Origin of the sequence: Halorussus limi, assembly GCF_023238205.1 — an archaeon.
GTDB classification, from domain to species: domain Archaea; phylum Halobacteriota; class Halobacteria; order Halobacteriales; family Haladaptataceae; genus Halorussus; species Halorussus limi.
Genome location: NZ_CP096659.1, coordinates 616,106 through 636,752, shown reverse-complemented (window position 1 = coordinate 636,752; position 20,647 = coordinate 616,106). Strand labels below are relative to the sequence as shown.

Here is a 20,647-nt window from a genome sequence, read left to right as displayed (position 1 = left end):
AAATCGCCGCTACAGTCGCCAGCCATGGTCGAGGTAGTCACCGCCGGCCACGTCAACTGGGACGTGACGCTGCGGGTCGACGCCCTCCCGAACCCCGACGGCGAGGCCCGCATCGACTCTCAGCGTCGGTCGGGCGGCGGGAGCGCCGCCAACGTCGCTGTCGCGCTGGCTGGCATGGAGTTCGACGCCGGACTCGTCGGGAGCGTCGGCGACGACGAGACCGGCGAGTTCGTCCGCCGGGGGTTGCGGAACGCCGGGGTGGACTGCTCGCACCTGCTGGAGGTCGAGGCCCGCGAGACGACCACGAAGTATCTCATCGTGGACGACGACGGCGAGGTGATGGTGCTGGGCAACGAGGGCGCCAACGAGGCCGTCACGCCCGGCGACGTGGACCCCGAGTTCGTCTCTGACGCGGACCACCTCCACCTCACGAGCCAGCGACCCGACACCGCCGCGGCGCTCGCCCGGACCGCGACCGACGCCGGGGTCAGCGTGAGTTTCGACCCGGGGAGACGCCTCGCCGAACGGGATTTCGCCGAGGCGCTGGCCTACTCCGACGTCGTCTTCCTCAACGACCGCGAGGCACGGGCGCTGCTCGACAGCGACCTCGAACACCCCTCCTCGGAACTCCACGGCCGCGTGGTCGTCATCAAGCACGGCGAAGACGGCGCGCAGGTCGACACCCCGGCCGCCTCGTTCGACCATCCGGGGTTCGACGCCGAAGTCGTGGACACCACGGGCGCGGGCGACGCCTTCGCCGCCGGATTCCTCGCGGTGCTGTTGCGCGAGGGCGGCGTCCTCGGTCCGAACGCGGACTACGAGCGCGCGCTGGAGTTCGCCAACGCGTGCGGGGCCTTGGCGGCGATGGAGGAGGGCGCGCGGACCGCGCCGTCGTTCGAGGAAGTCGAGGCGTTTCTGGACGAGCGGTTTTAGGAATCGGCGTTTTCTCCGGGAGGAAACGGAAGTTCTCCGGTGTCTTCCTTGCGCACTACGTCGGCGATGAACCGCTTCGTCTCTTCGAGTAAGTCGTCTTCGTCGTCGAACGTTCGCAAGTCTACGTTCCACCGGTCGCCGACGGCAGCGATCATCGCGCTCCGAACTCCGTCTTCGTGAACGAGGAGGATGCGCTCGCGCTGGCGATCGGTCATGTCTTCGAGAACTGCGCCGACTTCGATACCGACGCCGAGATTTTTGCCGCGGTGAGGGACGACGAACAGGACGACGTTGCTGGCACGAGCGAATTCGAGGGTCTGGGTCCCGGCGTCCATCTCGTCCAGCGGGATGTCCGGGTCGGTTGCGAGGAAGGCGTTGAATCCCTCCCGCCGCAGGTCGTCGCGCACGCCTTCGAGGAAGGCGAACATCTCCTTGTTTTCACCGATGTGGGACTTGTACGGTCCCATTACGTAGACGAGAAAACGTCTATAGGAGGTCGGTTCGAGGGTGTTCAGGAGGCGGTCTCGCATTCGTATCGTCTCTAAAAGCTGCGAGAATATAAAGCCCGCCGTATTCAGTGAGTATTGACTCAGCAAGCACTAAGTATGCACCTCCTTTACTAGCATATGAAGCGCATAGTTAGTGCATACCCGACGCATCAGGTTGTCACTCCGCACCCACATATCTAGCACGACCATGGCCAAAGCAGAACGCTACGACCCTCCGAAGCTCCCCGAGGAGAGCATCCTCGAACTCGAAGACTACCTCGCCATGCAGCGAGCGGTCAGCGAGGAGACTCGTTATCGCATCGTCGCGCAACTCCTTCGGGAGGGCGAGACGAGTGCGAAGGAACTCGCCGACGCGCTCGACGTGCCTTCGAACAAACTCCACTACCACCTCGACAAGCTCGTGGAGGTCGGCGTCGTGGCCAACCGGGTCGAGAAAGAGCGCGGAGCCGACGGTCTCTACTCCTACTACGTCGCCACCTCGCTCGGCGAAGCAGTGATGGAACACGGCATCGGCGAACTCATCCGGACCGAGTGGGACGCTCGCGACCGATACGCCTGAGACGCTATCGTCCCCGTCCCGCCGACGAACCCGCACGCTTTTTCTCCCTCTCGGCAGAAGCCACGCGCATGGCGAAACAGCCCCATCTCCTCGTCGAAGAGGGCGACCTGAACGACATCGCGCTCATCCCCGGCGACCCCGGCCGGGTGGACCGCATCGCGAACCTGTGTGACGATTCAGAAGTCGTCGCCGAGAACCGCGAGTACAAGGTCGTCAACGCGACCTACGAGGGCACCGACCTCACCATCTGCTCGACCGGCATCGGCTGTCCCTCCGCCGCGATAGCGGTCGAGGAACTCCACGAGGTCGGCGTCGAGACCGTGATTCGGGTCGGCACGACCGGCGCGCTGCAGGAGGGCATCGAAATCGGGGACATGATAGTCGCCACGGGCGCGGCGAAGAACGAGGGCACGAGCAAGCGATACGAGTCGGTCGAGTACCCCGCGGTGCCCGACTACGGCGTCCTCTCGGCGCTGGTCGATTCGGCCGAGGCGAACGACGAGGACGTTCACGTCGGTCCCATCGCCAGCGACGACGCCTTCTACGCCGAGACCGACGAGTACGTCGAGGAGTGGGAGGCGGCCAACATCCTCTCGGTCGAGATGGAGGCCGCGGCGGTCTTCTCGCTGACCCGCCGGCGCGGCATGCGTGCGGGAGCCATCTGCACCGTGGACGGCAACCTCGTGGAGGGAACCCAGAAGGGCGAGACCGAGGACGACGAACTCCCAGAGAAGGCCAAGAACAACGTCGAGCGCGCGATTCGAATCACGCTCGACGCGGTCGTGGACCTCGCCGAGTAGGACGCGCCCGCTCCGTACTCGCCCTCGGTCGGGGTCCGAGCGAACAGATATTTGAGGCCCCGCGGCCGACGTGTCGGTAATGTTGGACGGTCTGCGCGCGCGATATCTCGACGCGCTCCGGCGCGTTCGTCGGTTCGAGCGCCGGGAAGTCCGGGAGTTCCGCCGGTGGATAGAACACACCGCGAATCTGATTCACCTCTCGGTCCTGCTTTTGATTCCGCTGCTCATCGCGCTCGTGACCGCCGTCTCGAACTCGGTGGACGTCCTGCCGTTCGTCCTCTTCCCGCCGCTGGCGTCGGGGACCTACACGCTGTTCGCCGACCCGGAGGGGACCTACGCCTCGCCGACGAAGTTCGTCGGCGGACTCACGACCGGCGCGCTCTGCGGAACCGTGGCCGTCTGGGTCGGCGTCCACACGATGCTCCGGGACCCGCTCGGCACGGGCGGGTTGTTCGTCTCGCCGTTCGAGGCCGCGCTGGCCATCTTCCTCACCGGCGGGGTGACGTGGGCGCTGGACTTCGAGGAACCGTCGGCGTTCTCGACGGCCCTGCTGGCGCTCATCGCGCCGGCGTTCGGCGCGCCGGAGTCCGTCGAGTCGTTCTTCATCGAGTACGTCGGGTCGGTGTTCGTCGCCAGCACCATCGTCGCCGCGGCGTTCCACGTCTGGCGCAGGCAGTTCTACGAGCGCCGGTCGCGCTACCTCTATCAGTCCACGAAGGGCGACGACCACGTCCTCGTTCCGATGGGGTCGGAGGGTGACCGACCGACCGCGATGTTCGCGGCGCGACTCGCCGCCGCCCACGACGCCGGGAAGGTGGTCTTGCTCGACGTGGTGGACGAGACGGCCGTCGAGGCGGCCGAGCGCACGATGAGCGTCCCGACCGGCGAGGCCGACACGCGACTGGTAGACCCCGAACTGGCCGCGACCGAGGACGTGGAGACCGAGGAGGTGCAGGTCGCCGACGAGTCGGCCCAGCGCCTCGAAGCCGAGGCCAGACGTATCGAGACCAAGGTCGGGGTCCCCTGCGAGGTGGTCGTAGTCGGCGAGGGACCCGACCGCTCGCGGACCGTCCTGAAGACCGCGCGCGAGGCCAACTGCGACCTCGTGGTCGCGCCCTACGAGGAGGAGAACGGCGGCCTCTCGTCGTTCGTCCGGGGCCTGTTCCGGAGCAACTTGGACGCCATCGCGTTCCGCCCGACCGACGAGTCGCGCGAGCGCTGGAAGCGCGTGCTGGTGCCGGTCCGGCGCGCGGGCGACACCGCCCACGCCATGATAGAGTTCGCCCGCCGGGTCGCGGGCAGGTCGGGCCGGGTCAGCGTCTGCACCTGCATCGACCGCGAGAACGAGCGCCGGGCGGCCGAGACGACGCTGGCGAACCTCGTCGAGGCGTTCGAGGGGTCGTTCGAGACCCGGGTCTCGCGGTCGTCCATCGAGTCGTTTCTGGGGGCCAACGACGCCTACTACGACCTGACCATCATGGGCGCGAGCACCGACCGGTCGGCGGCCTCCCGGTTCGTCTCGCCGCCGACGTTCGAGCGCATCCACGACCTCGACTGCGACGTGGCCATCGTCCACCGGGGATGAACGCGAAGCCTACCTGACAATGAATTTACCCATAATCTTCTCATCGTGTCTCAAAGCTGTCCTGCGTTCGTTGTTACGTGAGAACGCCGACACTCATCCGAAAGCCTAATCCCGCCGACCGTGGTGCGCGTTACTCATGCGCACGGGTTACGACCGACGCGACGCGGTGGCGATACTCGCGACGCTCGCGCTGGGGAGTCGGGCGAGTACCGCCGCCGCGAACGCACAGGAGGGCGGCGGGAGCGACGGAGAGGGGAGCGGGCGGGACGGCGGCGGGAGCGACGCCGAGTCGGGGTCGACGCTGAACCGACTCGCGACCACGGTCCTCGGCGCGGAGATAACCGGCCTGTTTCTGACGACCGACGGGGAACTGTTCCTCAACGTCCAGCATCCCGACGAGGACAACGTCCTGCCCTACGACGAGGGCACGGTGGGCGCGCTCGTCGGGGCCAGAATCGACGAGTTGCCGTCGGACTTCGAGAGCGTACAGGTTCCGGACAGTCGAATCGAAAGCGAGCGCGTCCGGACCGCTGTCGGGAGCTATCAGCCGTTGATGAACGGCGGCGACCGGGTTCCCAACTCCGGCGACGGGTTCGGCGTGGTCTACTCCGCGGCGGGCGAACCGATGACCGACGGGATGTGGCCCGACTTCAACGGCTTCGTCCGCGACGGCGACCGGGCGGGCTACCTGTTCACCAACTGGGAGCGGTCGCCCGGACTCGTGACCCGGATGCGGGTCGAGCGCCGGGGCCGACCCGGGGCCGCCGCGTGGCAGGTCACCGACGCGATGAACGTGGACTTCCGACCCGTCGAGGGGACGTGGACCAACTGCTTCGGCACCGTCTCGCCGTGGGGCACGCCGCTGTCCTCCGAGGAGTACGAACCGCCCGCCGACGTGTGGTACGACCCCGAGCAGGAGACCTACGGCAACGGCGACGGCCGGATGGCCGAGTATCTCGGCTACTGGGGGAACCCGTATCGGTACGGCTACGTCGTCGAGATAACCGAACCGAAGTCGAGCGACCCGACGCCCGAAAAGCGGTTCGCCATGGGCCGGTTCTCCCACGAGAACGCGGTGGTGATGCCCGACCGGAAGACCGCCTACATGAGCGACGACGGGACCGGGACGGTCCTGTTCAAGTTCGTGGCGGACTCGGCGGGCGACCTCTCGTCGGGCACGCTGTACGCCGCCAGAGCCAAGCCCGGTCGGGGTAACGACCCCGCGAACGTCGCCTTCGACCTCGAATGGGTGGAGTTGGCCCACGGCGACGAGGCCGAAATCGAGTCGTGGATAGCCGAGTACGACGGACAGGACGAGAGCAAAGACGCCGACTACATCACCGACAAACAGGTCCAGCAGTGGGCGAACGGAAACGCCGACGACGACCGGGTCGCCTTCCTCGAATCCCGGAAGGCCGCGGCCGCGAAGGGCGCGACCGACGAGTTCCGGAAGATGGAGGGCATCACCGTCAAGTTCCCGCAGGCGGGCCGAGCGGAACCCGGCGACTACCTCTACGTCGCGATGTCGGAGGTCAACGAGACGATGGCCGACGACGAGGGCACTATCCAGTTGCGGGGCAACGACTACGGCGCGGTCTACCGCATGGAACTCGACGATAGCTTCGACGTGAGCCGAATGGAACCGGTCGTGACCGGCGGCCCGAACGCCAACATCTGCGGCGGGTGTCCCTACGACGCCCGCCCGGACTCAGCCAGCACGGTCTGTCGGGACTGCGCGTTCAATCCGACCCGCGAGGACGACGAGGGCGAGCAAGCGGCGGAAGGGCCGGACTCGGGCGCGGCCCTGTTCGGGACCGCCCCGATGCAGGGACAGGTCGACCCCGAGAACGCCATCGCCAACCCGGACAACCTGCTCGTGACCGGCGAGGGCCGGGTCGTCGTCGGCGAGGACAGCGAGTTCCACGAGAACAACATGGTGTGGCTCTACGACCCCGGCGAGGGGGAGCGAACGGGCGGTGGCTCGTAGGGTCGTCTAATCGCCGCCCTCGTCCAGCGGTTCTCTCGACGAGCGCCATCGTCGCCGACGCCCTCGGGCGACTGACCCGGGCGGAATCACCAGACGGAACCGCACCTAAGCGGGGTCGGCCGGTACGCACCAGGCGACGTCGGACTCGGCCTCTCGGAGTACGCTTATCCGAACCCTTCGGACTCGATTCGGGACTCCGGAACGCCGAGTCGTTCGACGGCCTCCACGAGGCCGTGAACCATCGCGTTGATACCGCACGCGTACACCTCGGCGTTCGCCGGGTCGATACGGGCCTTGACGCCGGACCGCGGACGCGACCGAAGCCAACGTTCGAGTCGCTCGCCCATCCCGGTGGTCACGGCCGCCGAGTCGGTGTGCTTGAGCAACGCGTGCTGGACGTAGTCCGTCTCGCCGTCCCACTCCGAGAGGACGGGTTCGCGGCTCAGACACGGCACGAAGTGGAATTTCTCCCGTTTCCGGTGGAGTTCGCGGAACGCCTCTCGGTACGGGAGGTCGTCCTCCCACGCCGCTCCGAGGAACAGCCAGACGTCCCGTGTCTCGCCCGCGTGCTCGTCGCGGCCAGTCTCGAAGACGTGGTCTATCATGCTCTTGAACGGTGCGACTCCCGTTCCGGTGGCGAGAAACACCATGTCCCGCGGGGAGTTGTCCTGGAGGACCAGTTCGCCGTACGGGCCGCGTACCGTCAGTTCGTCGCCGACGGCCAGTTCCTCGCAGAGTCGCGGAGAGAGTCGCCCGCCCGGAACGCGCCGGACGCAGATTTCGAGTTCGTCTTCCGCGGGTGCACTCGCTAACGAGTACGCCCGCGACGTGCCGCCGTACCGGAGACCGACGTACTGGCCGGCGAGGAAATCGACGTCCTCCTCCGTTCGGAATCGAACGCTGGTGAGCATCGGCTCGGGTCGCTCGACCCGCTCCGCGAGCGTCGCGATGCGCCGGGCGAGCGCCGGGTGGCCGTCGCGGCCGAGTCGGGCGGACAGCCGCCGGCAGTCGTCGGGGCCCTCGACCGGACCGTACTCGGGAGCGACGCCGCGCTCCTCGAGCCACCGGGTGACCGCGTCGGTGACCTCCGACCGCCGGTTCCTGTCCATCTTGGTGACCTCCGTGACGCGCGCAGAACGGGTGACGAGGGGGAGGTCGGCGATGGCGTCGTGCTGGGACTCGTGTTCTCGTACCGGTGCGACCATATCCAACGCCGGAATCGGAGTTGGAAATACGTGGCGATAGTCCCACTCGCGTCGCGTCCGCCGGACCGCGCTCCGGTTCGCTCCGCCGCCCGCTGGGCTACGCGACTCCTGCAGTCAGGTGGCGGCCGTCGAGGCCGGGCGCGGTGACCGTCGGCGAGTTCGGCCGCGCGAACTCGGCCGTCGACGACGAGCGAGACGGTCGCGCCGTCGAGACCTCCCCGTTCTCACGGAGCACGACGACCGTCACGTCCTGCTCCGTCCGAGTTCGGATTCGCTCTCGGAGGGCGGCCGCCGTCCTCGTCGAACCGCCGACGGTCCGAACCGTCACCGTGGTGGGGTGGCGGAGGAAGAGCTCCATCCGGTACGACACGTCGGTCGAGAGGACGCGAGCGTCCGTCTCGGACGTTATCTCGGCGACAGTCCGTTCGAATTCCGTGTTCTCCGAGACGTTGATGGTCGTGACGACGAGCACCGACGAGAGTACGAGGACGGCGGCGACGAGCAGGGCCGCGCGCCGAGCGACCGCTCGCCGGGCCGACTGCTCGGCGAACCAGTGTTCCGGCCGGTAGCCCTGGAACCAGAGCGTCCCGAGGCTCGCGACGTTGATCGACAGGACGTTGATGAGGACGAGGACTCCGGCGCTCACGGCGGCGGTCAGGTCGCCGTAGGCGATTCCGAGACCGACGGTCGCCGCCGGCGGGATGAGGGCGACGGCGATGGCGACCCCGACCAGCGCGACGCTCGTCGTGGACGTGAGCGATATCGCACCTGCCACGCCCGCGCCGAGCGCGACCACGAGAGCGAGTGCGCCCGGATTGATGCGTTCGGCGACCTGCTCGACGAGGTGGAGGTCGGCGTGGGGCATCACCGTCGCGCGGAGAAGGCCAGCGAACGCGGCGGCGCTCGCGACTGCGATGAGCAGGCCGACGAACTGCGCTTTCACGCTCGTCCGGAAGAGGTCGTCGTCGTCGAGGATACTCCCGACGCTCGCAGCTATGGCCGGACCGATGAGCGGGGCGATAACCATGGAGCCGACGACCACGGCGGCGCTGTTCATCAGCAGACCGGCCGTGGCGATAATCACGCTCACGACCGTGAAGACGACGTAGTTCGGCGTTATCGGCGCGACCGCCGCGGCCCGAGCGCGGAGTTCCTCCCGTGCAATTCGACCGTCGGTCTCCTCGACGGCGCTCCCGTTGGTCGGTCCGTCGTGTTGCTGGCGCTCGAACCGGTCGGACAGCACCGTTTCGAGTTTACCGACGGTCACGTACCCCTCCCGCTCGATGCCTATCGCTCGAAGCTCGTCCACAAGGGCCTCCACGTCTTCGGGTCCCGCCGGGACGAACACGAGCGCCGCGTAGTCGCGCCCCGACGTCTCGTCGGTGAGGAAGTAGTCGACCTCGTTGTCCGACAGCACTCGCTCGACGCCGTCGCGCTTGCCGACGGGTACGACTATCTGGAGGAGCCGCATGTCTGGGGGTTCCGCGCCGGCCTGAATAACCTTGGGAAACCCGGCGTGGAACCGCCGCTCGGCGGGGTCGAGACGGGAGCCTCGACGGACCGGTCGTGTTCGCGGCCTCGCGGACTCACTGCTTCGGCGACTCGCCCGAGAGTCGGTCGGCGATGCTCTCCATGCCGTCGCTCCCGAGCGCCGAGCGCACCAGCAGGTGGCCGCCGATGGTGGTCGGACTGATGACCGAGTCCGCGCCCGCCCGCCGGAGTTTGTCGACGTTCTCGCGGTCGGTCGCGGCCGCGACGATGCGCACGTCGGGGTTCAACTGCCGGGCGGTCAGTACCGCCAGCGCGTCCTCGGCGTCGTTGTTCGTCGCGGCGACGACCGCGCGGGCCTCGTCGATGCCGACCCGCCGGAGCGGTTCCTCGTCGCTGGGGTCGGCCTTGAGGACCTTGAACCCCCTGTCGCCGAGTTCGGTCGCGCGCTGTGGTTCGGGCGTGACGACCACGAACTCGCTGTGTCCGTCGAGTTCGTTCAGGATGGGTTCGGTCAGGTCGCCGTAGCCGAGGACGATAACGTGGTTTTCGAGGAGTTCGAGTTGTGCTTCAGTCATTCTTCCGAGTGCCGAGGCGAGGCGTGCTTCGATTGCGGGTCCGAGCAGCGAGGCGAGCGCGATGGCGAAACTCGCGGTGCCGAGGACGACCACCGTCATGCCGAACAGCCGACCGGTCTGGGTGGTCGGCGTGAGGTCGCCGTACCCGACGGTGCTGGACGTGACGAGCGTGTAGTAGAACGCGTCCAGCGGCGTGTTCACGTTCTGGAAGTGGTCGGAGAGCGCGTACGTTCCCGCGGTCCCGTACATCTGCACGCCCGCGAGCGCCGCGAGCGCCGCCAGTTGCGAGGTCGTCAGGTCGGCCTCGCGGTCGAACCGGTGGCGGCTCTGCAGGATAGCCGGAAGCGACGCGAGCGAGGCGACCACCAGCGGCAGGGAGTAGGGACTCGACTGGACCAACCCCTGCACCGCGGTCAGCGGGAGCAGGAGAATCGACGAGTACCACGCGGCCCGGAGACCCCGGCGCATCCCGAACGCGCTGGCGAGCATCAGAAAGCCGGTCAGCGTGCCGGTGAACCCGGCGGTCTCTTGGGCCCACGTGGGAATGCTGCCGCCGAAGAGGTTCTGGGTCGAGGCCGCGGTGAAGCCGATGCTGGAGACGCCGGTGGCTATCGACAGCAGCGCGACCGCGAACGTCAGCGACACGGTGACGCGGACGCCGACCCGTCTCCGCCACGACACCTCCATGCCCGTACCTGTCGCCGTCTTCGTCAATAAACCGTCGGTCGTCCGCGGTCGCGAGCGGAGTGACGTACCCGTCCGTGCGCGTCGGTAGTTCTTTAGGGGTCGTGTGTCTCGCCGAAAGCATACGCATGGCTCTCGGTCCCGCACTGCTCGTCGACCTCCTCGTCGGTCTCTACATCGGGATTCTCGCGTCGGTCGTGCCCGCGCTGGTCGCGTGGTCGCTCGGCTTCACGTTCAAGTACTTCACCGGCGTCACGATTCCCGGGTTCGGTGTGCTGGTGTTCGGCATCGCCATCGCCGGGATTCAGGGCGGCCTCCTCGGCCTGCTCGACCCCCAGTTCGTCACCTCGCCGACCGCGCTGGTGTCGGCGCTGGTCGTGATGATGGCGACCCTCTACGCCCACGCGCAGGGCGACCGGATGGGCGCGGAGTTCCCCCGGCGACTCACGCTCCGGGGCCTCCGCGAGCGCGGCCTGTCGGCCGACGCCGTCGAGCGGGTCGGCCGGTTCGGCCAGATTCGCGTCCGTCCGGCGGGCGAGGTCGGCGACGTGGAGGGGTACCCGCCGCTCCCCGACGACCTCCGGGCGACGATTCGGAACGGCGAGTGGACGTTCCCCGCCGACCTGCCGCTCTCGGAACTGGAGACGCGGCTGGCCGACCGACTCCGGACCGACTACGACCTCGCGGAGGTGACGGTCGGCATCGACTCGCGCGGTCGGGCCACCGTCAGCGCGGCCCCGCCGGTCGGCGCGCTCTCGCGGCGGGTCCCGGCGGGCCAGCGCGCGGTGTCGGTCGAGGCGCTGGTGCCGACCGGACTGGCCCGCAAGGACGAGGTGGCGCTCTCGACGCCCGAGGGCGACGTGACCGGCACGGTCCTGAGCGCCCGGTCGGGGACGGACGGGTCGACGCCGGTCGGCGGCGGGTCGGAGGCCGAACCGCCGGCGGACTCCGGACGGGCCGCCGACGCTGACGACCCGCCCGCCCGCCCGACCGCGAGCAGGTCGGCGGGGCAGGCGACCGGCGGCGACGGTCGGGTGACCGTCGCGGTCCCGCGGCGCGACGCAGAGACCCTGCTGGGCACCGAGTCGGCCCAGATTCGGGTCCGCGCCCGCGGCACCCGCCGGGAGTTCGAACTCCTCTCGCTGCTGCGTCGGGACGGCAAGCGAATCCGGCGGGTCGAACTCGGGAGCGGCGGTCCGCTCGACGGCGCGACGCTCGGCGCGGCGGCCCTGCGCGAGACCCACGGCGTGGCGCTGCTCGCGCTCCGGCGCGGCGGCGAGTGGACGGTCGCGCCCCGCGGTACGACCGGTCTCGCGGGCGGCGACCTCCTCTACGTCGTCGGCGACCGCGGCGCGCTCGACCGGTTCGCGGAGGTGGCCGGATGAGCCTCCTCGCGGCGGTCGAGCGCCCGGCGGTGGCGGTCGCGCGCGTCGTCGGCCTCGCGGTCCTCTCGGGCGTCGTCGCCACCGGCGTCGGGGCGCTCTACCGGACGTACGCCCGAGAGGAGATTCCCGAGGGCCTCGCGGTGCTGGTCGGTCTGGGCGTCGTCGGCGGGTGGCTCAACACCACGACCGCGCTCCGGCAGTTCCTCGGCACCGGCGAGACCGTGCCGCCGCCGGACGTCGTGGCGGTCAACGTCACCGCGTTCGTCCTCGGCGCTGGCGCGGCGGCGGTCGGCGCGCGGTCGGGGTCGCGGGTCATCGCCGACGCCTTCTCGCTGGCCGGAGAGGGCGACGTGGGCCGACTCGTCCGGTCGGTCGGCCGGTTCGTCACGGTCGAACTCCCGGCGGAAATCGACGACATCGACGGCTACGAACCGCTCGACGCCGAGACCGTCGATACGCTGAGCGGGGCGACGCTGCGCTTCCCCAGAGGGCTGACGGTCGCCGAACTCCGCGAGCGCCTCGTCGCGCGACTCCGCGACGACTACGGCGTCGGCCACGTGGACGCGGAAATCGCCGACGACGGCACCGTCGAGTACCTCGCGGCGGGCGGTCGCGCGGTCGGTCTCGGCCCGACGCTCGCGCCGGGGACGGTCGCCGTCGCGGTCCGGGCCGACCCGGCGTTCAGCGCGAGCGCGGGCGACCTCGTGCAGGTCTGGCGGCGCGGGGAGTCGTCGGGAGACGACCCGGCGGACGAGGCCGCCGACGCCGGTCCCCCCGAGCGGGTCGCCACCGCGGAACTCCGGGCGACGGTCGGCGACGCCGCCACGCTGGCGCTCGACGCCGACGCGGCCGCCGACCTCGACCTCGACGCGGAGTACCGACTGGTCACGCTCCCGTCGGAACCCCGCGCCGACCGGGAGTTCTCCGCGCACCTCCGGGCGGCCGACGAGACGGTCGGTGCGGTCACGCTGGCGGCCGACAGTCCGCTGGTCGGCGCGCCGGTCGGGAGTCTCGACGCGACGGTGGTCGCGGTCCGCGACGCCCACGGCGTCGAGACGATTCCGGGCGACGACCGCCTGCTCGCGCCCGACGACACCCTCTACGTGGTCGCCCGGCCCGACCGCCTCCGGAAGGTCGAGGCCGCGGCGAGCGCCGACGGCGGGACTGCCGCCCGCGCGGACGGTTCGACGACTGCTCCTCGGCAGGAGTAGCCCGTCGAGACAGGAATATATTTCTTAAACGTGTATTTGCGTTTCTTTGACGCGGGCATATATTTCTACACCTGTCTCGACTCGTTACCTCGACCCGCCACCTCGACTCGCTATCTCGACTCGTTACCTCGGTGCGCCCCTTTCGGGGCGCTCCCCCGCCACACCTGCTCCCGGCCCGCGAGAGCGATGGAACAAAGGCCGCCCGCGACCAACTCGCGGGCATGGAGTGGAAGCTGTTCGCGGACCTCGCCGAAATCGCCGGCGGGAAGGAGGTCGAGGTCGAGACCGAACCCGGCGAGACCGTCGGCGCGGCGCTCGCCGCGCTGGTCGCCGAACGTCCCGGCCTCGAAGACCGCATCTACGACGACGAGGGCGACCTGCGCGACCACATCAACGTCCTCCGGAACGGAACGAACGTCGACGCCGAGGCGGGACTCGACACCGAACTCGACCCGGGCGACGAACTCGCGCTCTTCCCGCCGGTCAGCGGCGGATAGCGCCCGCCGCTCGCTTCCTCCGCCACCCGCCCCGGTACGCACCGCTTTCTGCTCGCGCCCTTCTTCACAGACGCCGCTTGCGCGCCGGTACGGGCCGCCTCACGGACCTGCCGGAAGGCCTTAACCGCGCCTGACCGTACCCTGGTGGGAATGGGAAACGGGGATTCGAACGGACACTCGCTCGACGATTACTCGAACGGGCACTCGCTCGACGATTTGATTCCGGGCGACCGCGAACCGCCGAGTTCGCCGTTCCGGCGGGTCAGACAGTGGGTACTCCTCCGGGGCAGACGCATGTGGGTCGCGACGGCGCTGCTGCTGGGCGTGCTGACCGTGTTGCTCGGCGGGTCGGTCATTAGACCGCTCGACCTCCGGACGCTGCTGAAGGACACCAACACGGTCCAGACGCTGTTCAGCGCGCTGTTGAGCGGGTCCATCCTGCTGGTCTCCATCGTGGTCTCCATCAACTCCATCGTCCTCTCCGAGGAGATAACCGACATCGAGACCCAGCGCGAGCGCATCGACGCCTCGGTCCGGTTCCGGGGCCAGATAGAGGAGTTCATCGAGTCGAACGTGAGTCCGGCCCAACCGGCCGAGTTCCTGCGGACCATCCTCAAGGTCATCGACCGGCAGGCCGAGGGCATCGCGGCCATCGCCGAGGACGGCGACAGCGACAAGTTCGCAGAGGAGTCCAAGATATTCTCCGAGGAGGTCTCCAAGGAGGCCGAGCACGCAGGCGAAACCCTCTCGGGTGCGAACTTCGGGTCGTTCAAGGTCCTGCTCGCCGGCCTGAACTACGACTACTCGTGGCAACTCCACGTCGCTCGGCGATTCAAGAGCAAGTACGGTCACTGTCTGAGCGACGACCAACAGCAGGCCATCGACGACCTCGTGGAGACGCTGAAGGTGTTCGCCACCGGCCGGGAGTACTTCAAGTCGCTGTACTACAAGCGGGAGTTCTCCCGACTCTCGGCCCGCCTGCTCTACGTCTCGCTCCCCACCATCGTCTACACCTCCTACGTCCTGCTCGCGCTCGACGCCGGCCTCTTCCCCGAGGTGGAACTGTACAACATCACGCCGCTGGTCGCGTTCGTCTCGTTCTCCTACACCATCGCGCTCGCGCCGTACCTCGTGCTGACGTCGTACGTCCTCCGGGCGATGACGGTGACGCTGCAGACGCTGGCGTCCGGACCGTTCGTCCTGCGCCAGAGCGACGAACTCGACGAGTTCGACTGGGAGGACGACGACGTGACGGTGTCGGGCGCCAACCTGCCGACCCACGAGGACGACAGCGACCAGTCTACCGACGAGAAATCCACTGACGAGAAACCCGCGGCCGACGACTGAAACGGCGCCTCAGGCCGTCAGGTCGGCACCGAGAACGAAGTCCGGTTCGTCGGAGACTTCGACCCGACAGAACGCGGCGTCGCTGACGAACCGGGGCGTCTCGGGAATCAGCACCCGAGTCCGGTCGGCCCCGCGGTCGGCGGCGTCGCGCGCTATCGCGTCGAACAGCGCGCCCGCGCTCTCGGCGTCGGCCCACGCGCCGACGCCGTACTCGGCCCACTGCTCCGACTCGGGCGTCGCCTCCCCGTCGTCGGCGTCGGCGGCCGGACGCTCGTACTCCCGGACGCGGTGGGCGAAGCCCCGGGTCCCGTCGTCCTGCACGACGAACAGGCCGTCGTCGTCGGCCGCGGACCGGAGGTGGCCGCGGGTCAGTTCCGAGAGCGCCCACGTCTCCTCGTCGTCGAGCGCGAGTCCCCGGAGGCGGTCGCGGGCCTCGCTGTCGGTCCAGAACCGCCACGCCGCCGCGGGTTCGGCGGTGACCTCGGCGTCCGGGTCGGCGTCCGCGTCGGGGTCGGGGTGTGCCCACCGGAACTCCGTGACGGGGTCGTAGCCGGTCGCGCGCGACTGGCCGAGTCCAGCCACGTTCCACGAGAACACCATGTTGCGCATCACGGTCGCGCCCTGCTCGCGCGCCCACGAGAACAGGTCTTCGGTCATGCGGTTGGCGACGCCGCGTCCGCGGAACTCGGGGTTGACCCGCATCCCCTGTCCCCACGATTCCCAGTCCGAGAGCAGGACGCATTGGACGATGCCGGCGATGTCGTCGCCCGCGTCGGCGACCACGGTCCGGCGGTCGTCGCCGTCTATCCAGTCGTGGTAGACGTCCGGGATGTAGTCGCCGCCCTCGCGGGCGGGCCACGTGTTCCGCGTGAACGCCGCTATCTGTTCGTAGTCCTCGTGGCGGGCCTCACGCAGTTGAATCGTCGCGCCCGTCATCTCACTCCCACGGGACCGACCGCTCGGTGATTTCGCCCGCGATGGGGTCTCTGACGGTCGCCTCGGGGTCGTCGCCGTTGGCCAGCGACCACATCAGTTTGACCTTCGCGGTGCCGGGGAGCATGTCCTCGCCCTCCACGACGCCCGCGTCGAGCAGGTCCCGTCCGGTGTCGTACACCCGGTCGCAGACCCGGCCCTCGATGCACTGGCTGGTCATGACGACCGTAGTGCCCGAGTCGACCAACTCCGCGATGCGGTCGGTCCAGTCGGAGTGGACGTGGCCCAGACCGGTGCCTTCGAGGACGAGGCCCGCCTTGCCCTCGGCCACGTCGAGCGCCGACTCGTCCATGCCGGGGGTGAACTTCAGCAGTTCCACGTCGGACTCCAGTTCGGGCGCGATGTCGAGGTCCGCCTCGCCGCGTTCGGCGTGGTCGCGCCGGAACGTGACCTCTGGCTCGTCACCGCCGTACGCGACTTCTCCGAGGGGTTTCGCGCCGACCGTCTCGAAGGCGTCCCGGCGCGAGGTGTGGTTCTTCCGGACGCGGGTCCCGCGGTGGAGCGCGCACGCGTCGTCGCTCTCGGTCGCGTGCATGCAGACCATGACCTCCGCGGCGTCGGCCTTGGCGGCCTCGACGGCGCAGACCGCGTTCATCACGTTGTCCGAGGAGGGTCGGTCCGCGGACCGCTGGCTTCCCGTGAAGACGACCGGAACGGGCGTATCGAGCATGAACGACAGCGCCGACGCGGTGAACTGCATCGTGTCGGTGCCGTGCATCACGACCACGCCGTCCGCGCCCGCCTCTATCTCCTCGTAGACGGCCTCCGCGAGGTCCCGCCACACGTCGGGGGTCATGTTCTCGCTGAGGATGTTGGCGACGACGCGCCCGCGGTAGTTCGCTCGGCCCGCGAGGTCCGGGACCGCCCGGAGCACGTCCTCGGCGTCGAACTGCGCGGTCACCGCGCCGGTCCGGTAGTCCACCGTCGAGGCGATAGTACCCCCCGTGGAGATGAGCGAGACGGTCGGGAGGTCGGGGTCGAACTCGACCGCCGACTCCTCGTCGGTCTCGCCGGTCTCGATGTCGTACACGTCGCTCTCGAGTACGTCCACGTCGGCGTCGGCTCTGTCGATACCGACGTTGTAGCCGCCCTCCAACTTGACGACGAGGTTCTGGCTCGTCGAGGAAGGGAGCAGTACGCCCTCGTAGGTCTGGTCGGCCCGCTGGACGCGGACGCGGTCGCCGGGATTCATACTCCGGAGTACCGGCGCGCCGGACTTGAAACCATCTTTTCGGCGCGTGGGACAGTTCGGCGACGGCGCGGCGACGAGTCGGGTCTACGGGCAGGGGTTTCGAGCGGAACGTCCGACTTCCGACGCGGCGTTCCGTCCCGTCCGAGTCGAATTTTACCCGAGACTACTCGCAGTACGGAAAGACCCATTACCTCGGCCATCTCACATACCCGTATGCCCCAGCGCTCCGACCAGCGCACCCGTGACTCGTTCGCGGACGACCTCTCCGAGACCCTCCGAGACGACGCCAGCGAGCAGGAGCCACAGTCCTCGTCGTCGTTCGTACAGCGCGCCAAACGCCGCGCCGGTAGCATCTTCTCGCCTCGAATCTTCCTCGTCGCGCTCGCCCTCCTCGGCGGCGGGATGTTCGCCGGGAACGCCTTCATCCCGCTCCCGATTCTCGACAACCTCGCGGGACTCCTCGGCGTGTTCGCGGGCGCCTTCGTCCTCGGACTCGCGGTCGAACGCTCGACGATTCTCGAATCGGCCGCCGCGGGGACGGTCGCGGCCGGACTCACCGCGCTGCTCGGCAATCTCGCGCTGACCGCGTTCGGCGACGCGGGACTCCCGCTCGCGGTCTTCGGCGCGGGGACCGGCCTGCTGGCGGGCACGCTCGGCGCCTACTTCGGCGGCGACCTGCGCGACGGTCTGACCGCCGACATCTGAACCGAAACGCGCGACCGAGTTCTACATCGCCGGTTTCCGCTCCCCGGTCTGCTCCGTCCGTTCCTGCTACTCTCGCTCCCGTCCTACTCCGCCGGTTCTGTCTCCAACCTACTCCGCCAGTTCCCACTCCTCGCTCTCGTCGCGCCGCACGAACCCGCGCTCGGCCAGTTCGTTCAGCGACTCTGCCACGACGCGTTCCGGCGCCTCGACCGCTCTGCTCACGTCGCCGACGGTGGTCGCACCGCCGGCCACGGCCGCCAACACTTCGGCGAGGAGTCGGCTCTCGCCGTCGCCGTCGAGCGCGTCGCCGAGGCGGTCCTGCACGTCGGCGAGTCGGCCGTGGACCCACCGCTGGGCCAGCGAGAGTTCGCGCTGGAGCTGCTGGAGTTCGTCGAGTTCGGCCGCGAGGTCGGTGGCGCGCCCGACCGTCTCGTCCCCCGCGTCGGAGTCCGCGCCCGACTCCTCGGTTTCGTCGGTCGGGTCGTCGCCGTCGGTCGCTTCGGTGTCCGTCTCCTCCTCACCGTTCGCCTCGTCCTCGTCGTCGAGCGCCTCCTCCTCCTCGGTCGCGGCGAGTTGGACGTTGAGCGAGACGTAGCGCCACCTGCTCGCGTCGAGGTTCGTGCTCGCGGGGTAGGCGCTCTTCATCCCGAACTCGTAGGGCGAGACGCTGACCTCCAGTCGGAGGTTGCGCGAGATGCTGAAGTACTTGCGGCGCTGGTCGTCGGTCCGACTCTCGACGAGTCCGGCGTCCTCGAGTTTCCGGAGGTGGTCGATGACGGCCTTCGGACTGACGCCGAGATACTCGCTGATTTCGGTGACGTAGCAGGGCTTGCGCGAGAGCAGGCGGAGGATGCGTCTGCGGTTCTCGTTCCCCAGTATGTCGAGCAGCTCGGCGGAGTCCATTCGGTGTCGGGGCTACGCGTCGCGCGCTCAAAAGCGTGTCTTTCGTCCGGAACCCAACCGTCGGGAGAACAGTCCCAAAGCGTCAGTGAGAGACGATACTGTGGGCTCTGACCCGCTCAGACCGCTCCGAAGGCCCCGACTCCCGGGACGAACGCGGTGGAGACTCGTCCGACGATGCCGCTGGAGGCGGTGGCCGGGTCGCCCTGTGACCCCCGAGTTATCGCCGCACCGCTGGCGTCGCTCGGCGGGCCGCGGGTGCCGTTCGTCGTGGCGTTGCCGACGGCCGTGCCGTTTCCGTTGCCCGCTCCGGTGCCGTTCCCGGTGCCCGATCCGAGACCGTTTCCGTTGCCCACACCGGTCCCGTTGTCGGCGCCGGTTTCGTTGCCGGCGTCTGCGATGCCGTTACCGACGCCGTTTCCGTCACCGGCCGCGCCGTTCCCATTTCCCGGGTTGCCGTTGCCCGGCGTCGTACCGTTGGCCGCGGCGCTTCCGTTGCCCGCTCCGACGCCGTTTCCGTTACCGGCGCTCGCTCCGACGCCGTTCGGCGGTCCTCGCCGTCCGTCGCCGACGCCGGTCACGTTCTGCGCGACCGCCGCGATTTCGGGTCCGGTCAGGTTCTTCGCTTGCGTTCGGAGGCCGCCGAGCGCCTCGACGTTCGCGTTCGCTTCCGCCGCGCGCTTCGTCGTCGTGTCGATGGCGGACTGCAGCGAGTTAATCTCCCCGAGCAGGCGGCTCACCTTCGCCTTGTACGCGGTCTCGCTGAGGTTGCCCGCCTCGCGCTGAGCGACGAGTTCTCGCCGGCGCTCGCGGAGTTGAGCCAGTCGCTTACGGAGTTCGGCGGTCCGCTTCTCGACCAGTTCGACGCGGACCGACCTGTTTTCGGTGCTGTTGAACGCCGCGGACCACATGCCGGTCTCGACCGCACCGTCGACTTCGGCGGCGCTCGACTGCATGAACGACGAGATGTCCGTACCCAGCGACGAGTTGTCGGTGCTGTTGTTCGCGGTTGACGCGTCACTCACGGCGGGTATCGGTCGCGCGTCTGCGAGTCCGACTCTGTCGCCGGTCGGAGCGGCGATTTCGGGGGTCGCCTCTCCGCCGTCGTGGACCGTCGCACCGACGGGAGCGGCCGACAGCGCGCCTCCGACGACGAACAGCGCCAGCAGGACGGCTCGGTAGGGGCTCATCGGTTCGACTTTTAGGTCCCCAGCTTAAAAAGGCAGACATTCGTTCGTTCCGTTCACGGCTCGCTTTCGGCCCCTCAAAAACATCCTTAGAGTTTAAAATCGGCGTAGAAACTCTCTACGTAGGACGGGAACTCTCCGATAGACGGTCGAACGCGCGGGCCGCCGCCGCGACCGCCAGTATCGAGAGCGCGACGGTCGCCGCGGGCAACAGCAGGTCAGGGTCGTATCGGAGCGGCGGGTGGAGACCGAGCAGGTAGTCGAGGGCGTCGTTCGCCAGCAGGGCCGCGAGCGCGGTCGCCAGCGCGCCCCGCGTCGTCGCGCCGTAGTAGGGCAACAGGGCGGCCTCGGCCACGAATCCGAGGTGGGTCGCGATGATGAACCAGTAGGCCCAGAAGGCGTCGCTGTTCCACGGCGGCCCGAAGTACGCCGAGAAACCGAGGTTCAGCGAGACGAACGTCCAGAGACCGTACTTGACCAACCACGCGAACGCCAGCGTGTGGAGGTACGCGAGCGCGCGGTTCCGGGGAGCGTCGGCGGCGCGCCGGCCCAGATTCGGCAGGAGCGTGGCCAGCGAGAGCGTGACGAGGAACAGCGCGGCGGGCGAGTCGGCGTAGAACGGCCAGAGGTAGGTCGGCACCTCGGGCATCGTCTCGACGTAGAAGCGCACGCCGACGAGCATCGCCAACACGTTGACCGCGAGAAGCCACGCGAGGTTCGGGCCGTCTTCGAGAAATCGCCGCGCGACACGCTCGAAACTTCTCATACTGACAGTCCGGAACGCCAGCGTCATAGGTCTTCTCAGAACTGTCGAGGGCGGACGCGCGACGAATCCGCTCGGCGACGGTGCGCCCGCCGACGGGCGTGAGTGACACTCGACCGACAGCGACCGGTCGAAGTCG

General features: G+C 68.8%; 19 protein-coding genes. 10 read left to right on the top strand and 9 right to left on the bottom strand.

What is annotated here, in order from left to right:
- Positions 1-24: 24 nt before the first annotated feature.
- Positions 25-933, top strand: coding sequence for an ATP-dependent ribose-1-phosphate kinase (locus tag M0R89_RS03350; protein WP_248651154.1), 909 nt, complete (start codon positions 25-27; stop codon positions 931-933).
- Here the strand turns inward: M0R89_RS03350 and M0R89_RS03345 are convergent.
- Positions 930-1,463, bottom strand: a complete 534-nt coding sequence (locus tag M0R89_RS03345) for a DUF7509 family protein (protein WP_248651153.1) — start codon at positions 1,461-1,463, stop codon at positions 930-932. The two genes, M0R89_RS03350 and M0R89_RS03345, sit on opposite strands and share 4 nt — an antisense overlap.
- A gap of 166 nt (positions 1,464-1,629) precedes the next feature.
- Here M0R89_RS03345 and M0R89_RS03340 point away from each other — a divergent pair, with 166 nt between their 5' ends.
- The 4 genes from M0R89_RS03340 (at position 1,630) to M0R89_RS03325 (ending at position 6,373) form a co-directional block, all read left to right on the top strand.
- On the top strand, positions 1,630-2,001 hold the full coding sequence (locus M0R89_RS03340; RefSeq protein WP_248651152.1) for an ArsR/SmtB family transcription factor: 372 nt from the start codon (positions 1,630-1,632) through the stop codon (positions 1,999-2,001).
- A 68-nt stretch (positions 2,002-2,069) separates the two neighbouring features.
- Entirely contained in the window at positions 2,070-2,801 is a 732-nt protein-coding gene (locus M0R89_RS03335; protein ID WP_248651151.1) for a guanosine phosphorylase, read from the top strand.
- Between the two features lie 79 nt (positions 2,802-2,880).
- Positions 2,881-4,386, top strand: coding sequence for an HPP family protein (locus tag M0R89_RS03330; protein WP_248651150.1), 1,506 nt, complete (start codon positions 2,881-2,883; stop codon positions 4,384-4,386).
- Positions 4,387-4,522: 136 nt separating this feature from the next.
- A complete protein-coding gene (locus M0R89_RS03325) occupies positions 4,523-6,373 on the top strand; it encodes an alkaline phosphatase PhoX (protein WP_248651149.1) in 1,851 nt (616 codons plus the stop codon).
- A gap of 164 nt (positions 6,374-6,537) precedes the next feature.
- Here M0R89_RS03325 and M0R89_RS03320 read toward each other — a convergent pair whose 3' ends face one another.
- The 3 genes from M0R89_RS03320 to M0R89_RS03310 form a co-directional block, all read right to left on the bottom strand.
- Positions 6,538-7,578: an FAD-binding oxidoreductase gene (locus tag M0R89_RS03320; RefSeq protein ID WP_248651148.1), complete on the bottom strand. Its 1,041-nt coding sequence runs from the start codon at positions 7,576-7,578 to the stop codon at positions 6,538-6,540.
- Between the two features lie 97 nt (positions 7,579-7,675).
- Entirely contained in the window at positions 7,676-9,049 is a 1,374-nt protein-coding gene (locus tag M0R89_RS03315) for a TIGR00341 family protein (protein WP_248651147.1), read from the bottom strand.
- A gap of 115 nt (positions 9,050-9,164) precedes the next feature.
- Positions 9,165-10,331, bottom strand: a complete 1,167-nt coding sequence (locus tag M0R89_RS03310) for an NAD-binding protein (protein WP_248651146.1) — start codon at positions 10,329-10,331, stop codon at positions 9,165-9,167.
- A 125-nt stretch (positions 10,332-10,456) separates the two neighbouring features.
- On the opposite strand from M0R89_RS03310, the gene M0R89_RS03305 reads away from it, so the two are divergent.
- The 4 genes from M0R89_RS03305 (at position 10,457) to M0R89_RS03290 (ending at position 14,768) form a co-directional block, all read left to right on the top strand.
- Positions 10,457-11,713: a potassium channel family protein gene (locus M0R89_RS03305; protein WP_248651145.1), complete on the top strand. Its 1,257-nt coding sequence runs from the start codon at positions 10,457-10,459 to the stop codon at positions 11,711-11,713.
- Positions 11,710-12,924, top strand: coding sequence for a TrkA C-terminal domain-containing protein (locus tag M0R89_RS03300; protein WP_248651144.1), 1,215 nt, complete (start codon positions 11,710-11,712; stop codon positions 12,922-12,924). The genes M0R89_RS03305 and M0R89_RS03300 overlap by 4 nt, the downstream gene beginning before the upstream one ends.
- 221 nt (positions 12,925-13,145) lie before the next feature.
- Positions 13,146-13,421: a ubiquitin-like small modifier protein 1 gene (locus tag M0R89_RS03295; RefSeq protein ID WP_248652311.1), complete on the top strand. Its 276-nt coding sequence runs from the start codon at positions 13,146-13,148 to the stop codon at positions 13,419-13,421.
- A 150-nt stretch (positions 13,422-13,571) separates the two neighbouring features.
- A complete protein-coding gene (locus M0R89_RS03290; RefSeq protein WP_248651143.1) occupies positions 13,572-14,768 on the top strand; it encodes a DUF7972 family membrane protein in 1,197 nt (398 codons plus the stop codon).
- 9 nt (positions 14,769-14,777) lie between these two features.
- Here the strand turns inward: M0R89_RS03290 and M0R89_RS03285 are convergent, their stop codons facing one another.
- Positions 14,778-15,704, bottom strand: a complete 927-nt coding sequence (locus M0R89_RS03285) for a GNAT family N-acetyltransferase (RefSeq protein WP_248651142.1) — start codon at positions 15,702-15,704, stop codon at positions 14,778-14,780.
- Position 15,705: 1 nt separating this feature from the next.
- Positions 15,706-16,953 (bottom strand): Glu-tRNA(Gln) amidotransferase subunit GatD, encoded by a 1,248-nt coding sequence (gene gatD, locus M0R89_RS03280; protein ID WP_248651141.1) that lies wholly within the window; start codon positions 16,951-16,953, stop codon positions 15,706-15,708.
- 213 nt (positions 16,954-17,166) lie between these two features.
- On the opposite strand from gatD, the gene M0R89_RS03275 reads away from it, so the two are divergent.
- Complete coding sequence (locus M0R89_RS03275; RefSeq protein WP_248651140.1) at positions 17,167-17,658, top strand: DUF8526 domain-containing protein; 492 nt, start codon at positions 17,167-17,169, stop codon at positions 17,656-17,658.
- Between the two features lie 108 nt (positions 17,659-17,766).
- On the opposite strand, the gene M0R89_RS03270 is transcribed toward M0R89_RS03275, so the two are convergent.
- From M0R89_RS03270 to M0R89_RS03260, 3 genes are all read right to left on the bottom strand, one after another.
- Positions 17,767-18,561, bottom strand: a complete 795-nt coding sequence (locus tag M0R89_RS03270; RefSeq protein WP_248651139.1) for an ArsR/SmtB family transcription factor — start codon at positions 18,559-18,561, stop codon at positions 17,767-17,769.
- A 116-nt stretch (positions 18,562-18,677) separates the two neighbouring features.
- Positions 18,678-19,748 carry a DUF7096 domain-containing protein gene (locus tag M0R89_RS03265; RefSeq protein ID WP_248651138.1) on the bottom strand — a complete coding sequence of 357 codons (1,071 nt, stop codon included), beginning with the start codon at positions 19,746-19,748 and terminating at the stop codon, positions 18,678-18,680.
- A gap of 115 nt (positions 19,749-19,863) precedes the next feature.
- On the bottom strand, positions 19,864-20,511 hold the full coding sequence (locus tag M0R89_RS03260; RefSeq protein ID WP_248651137.1) for a DUF1405 domain-containing protein: 648 nt from the start codon (positions 20,509-20,511) through the stop codon (positions 19,864-19,866).
- Positions 20,512-20,647: the final 136 nt, after the last annotated feature.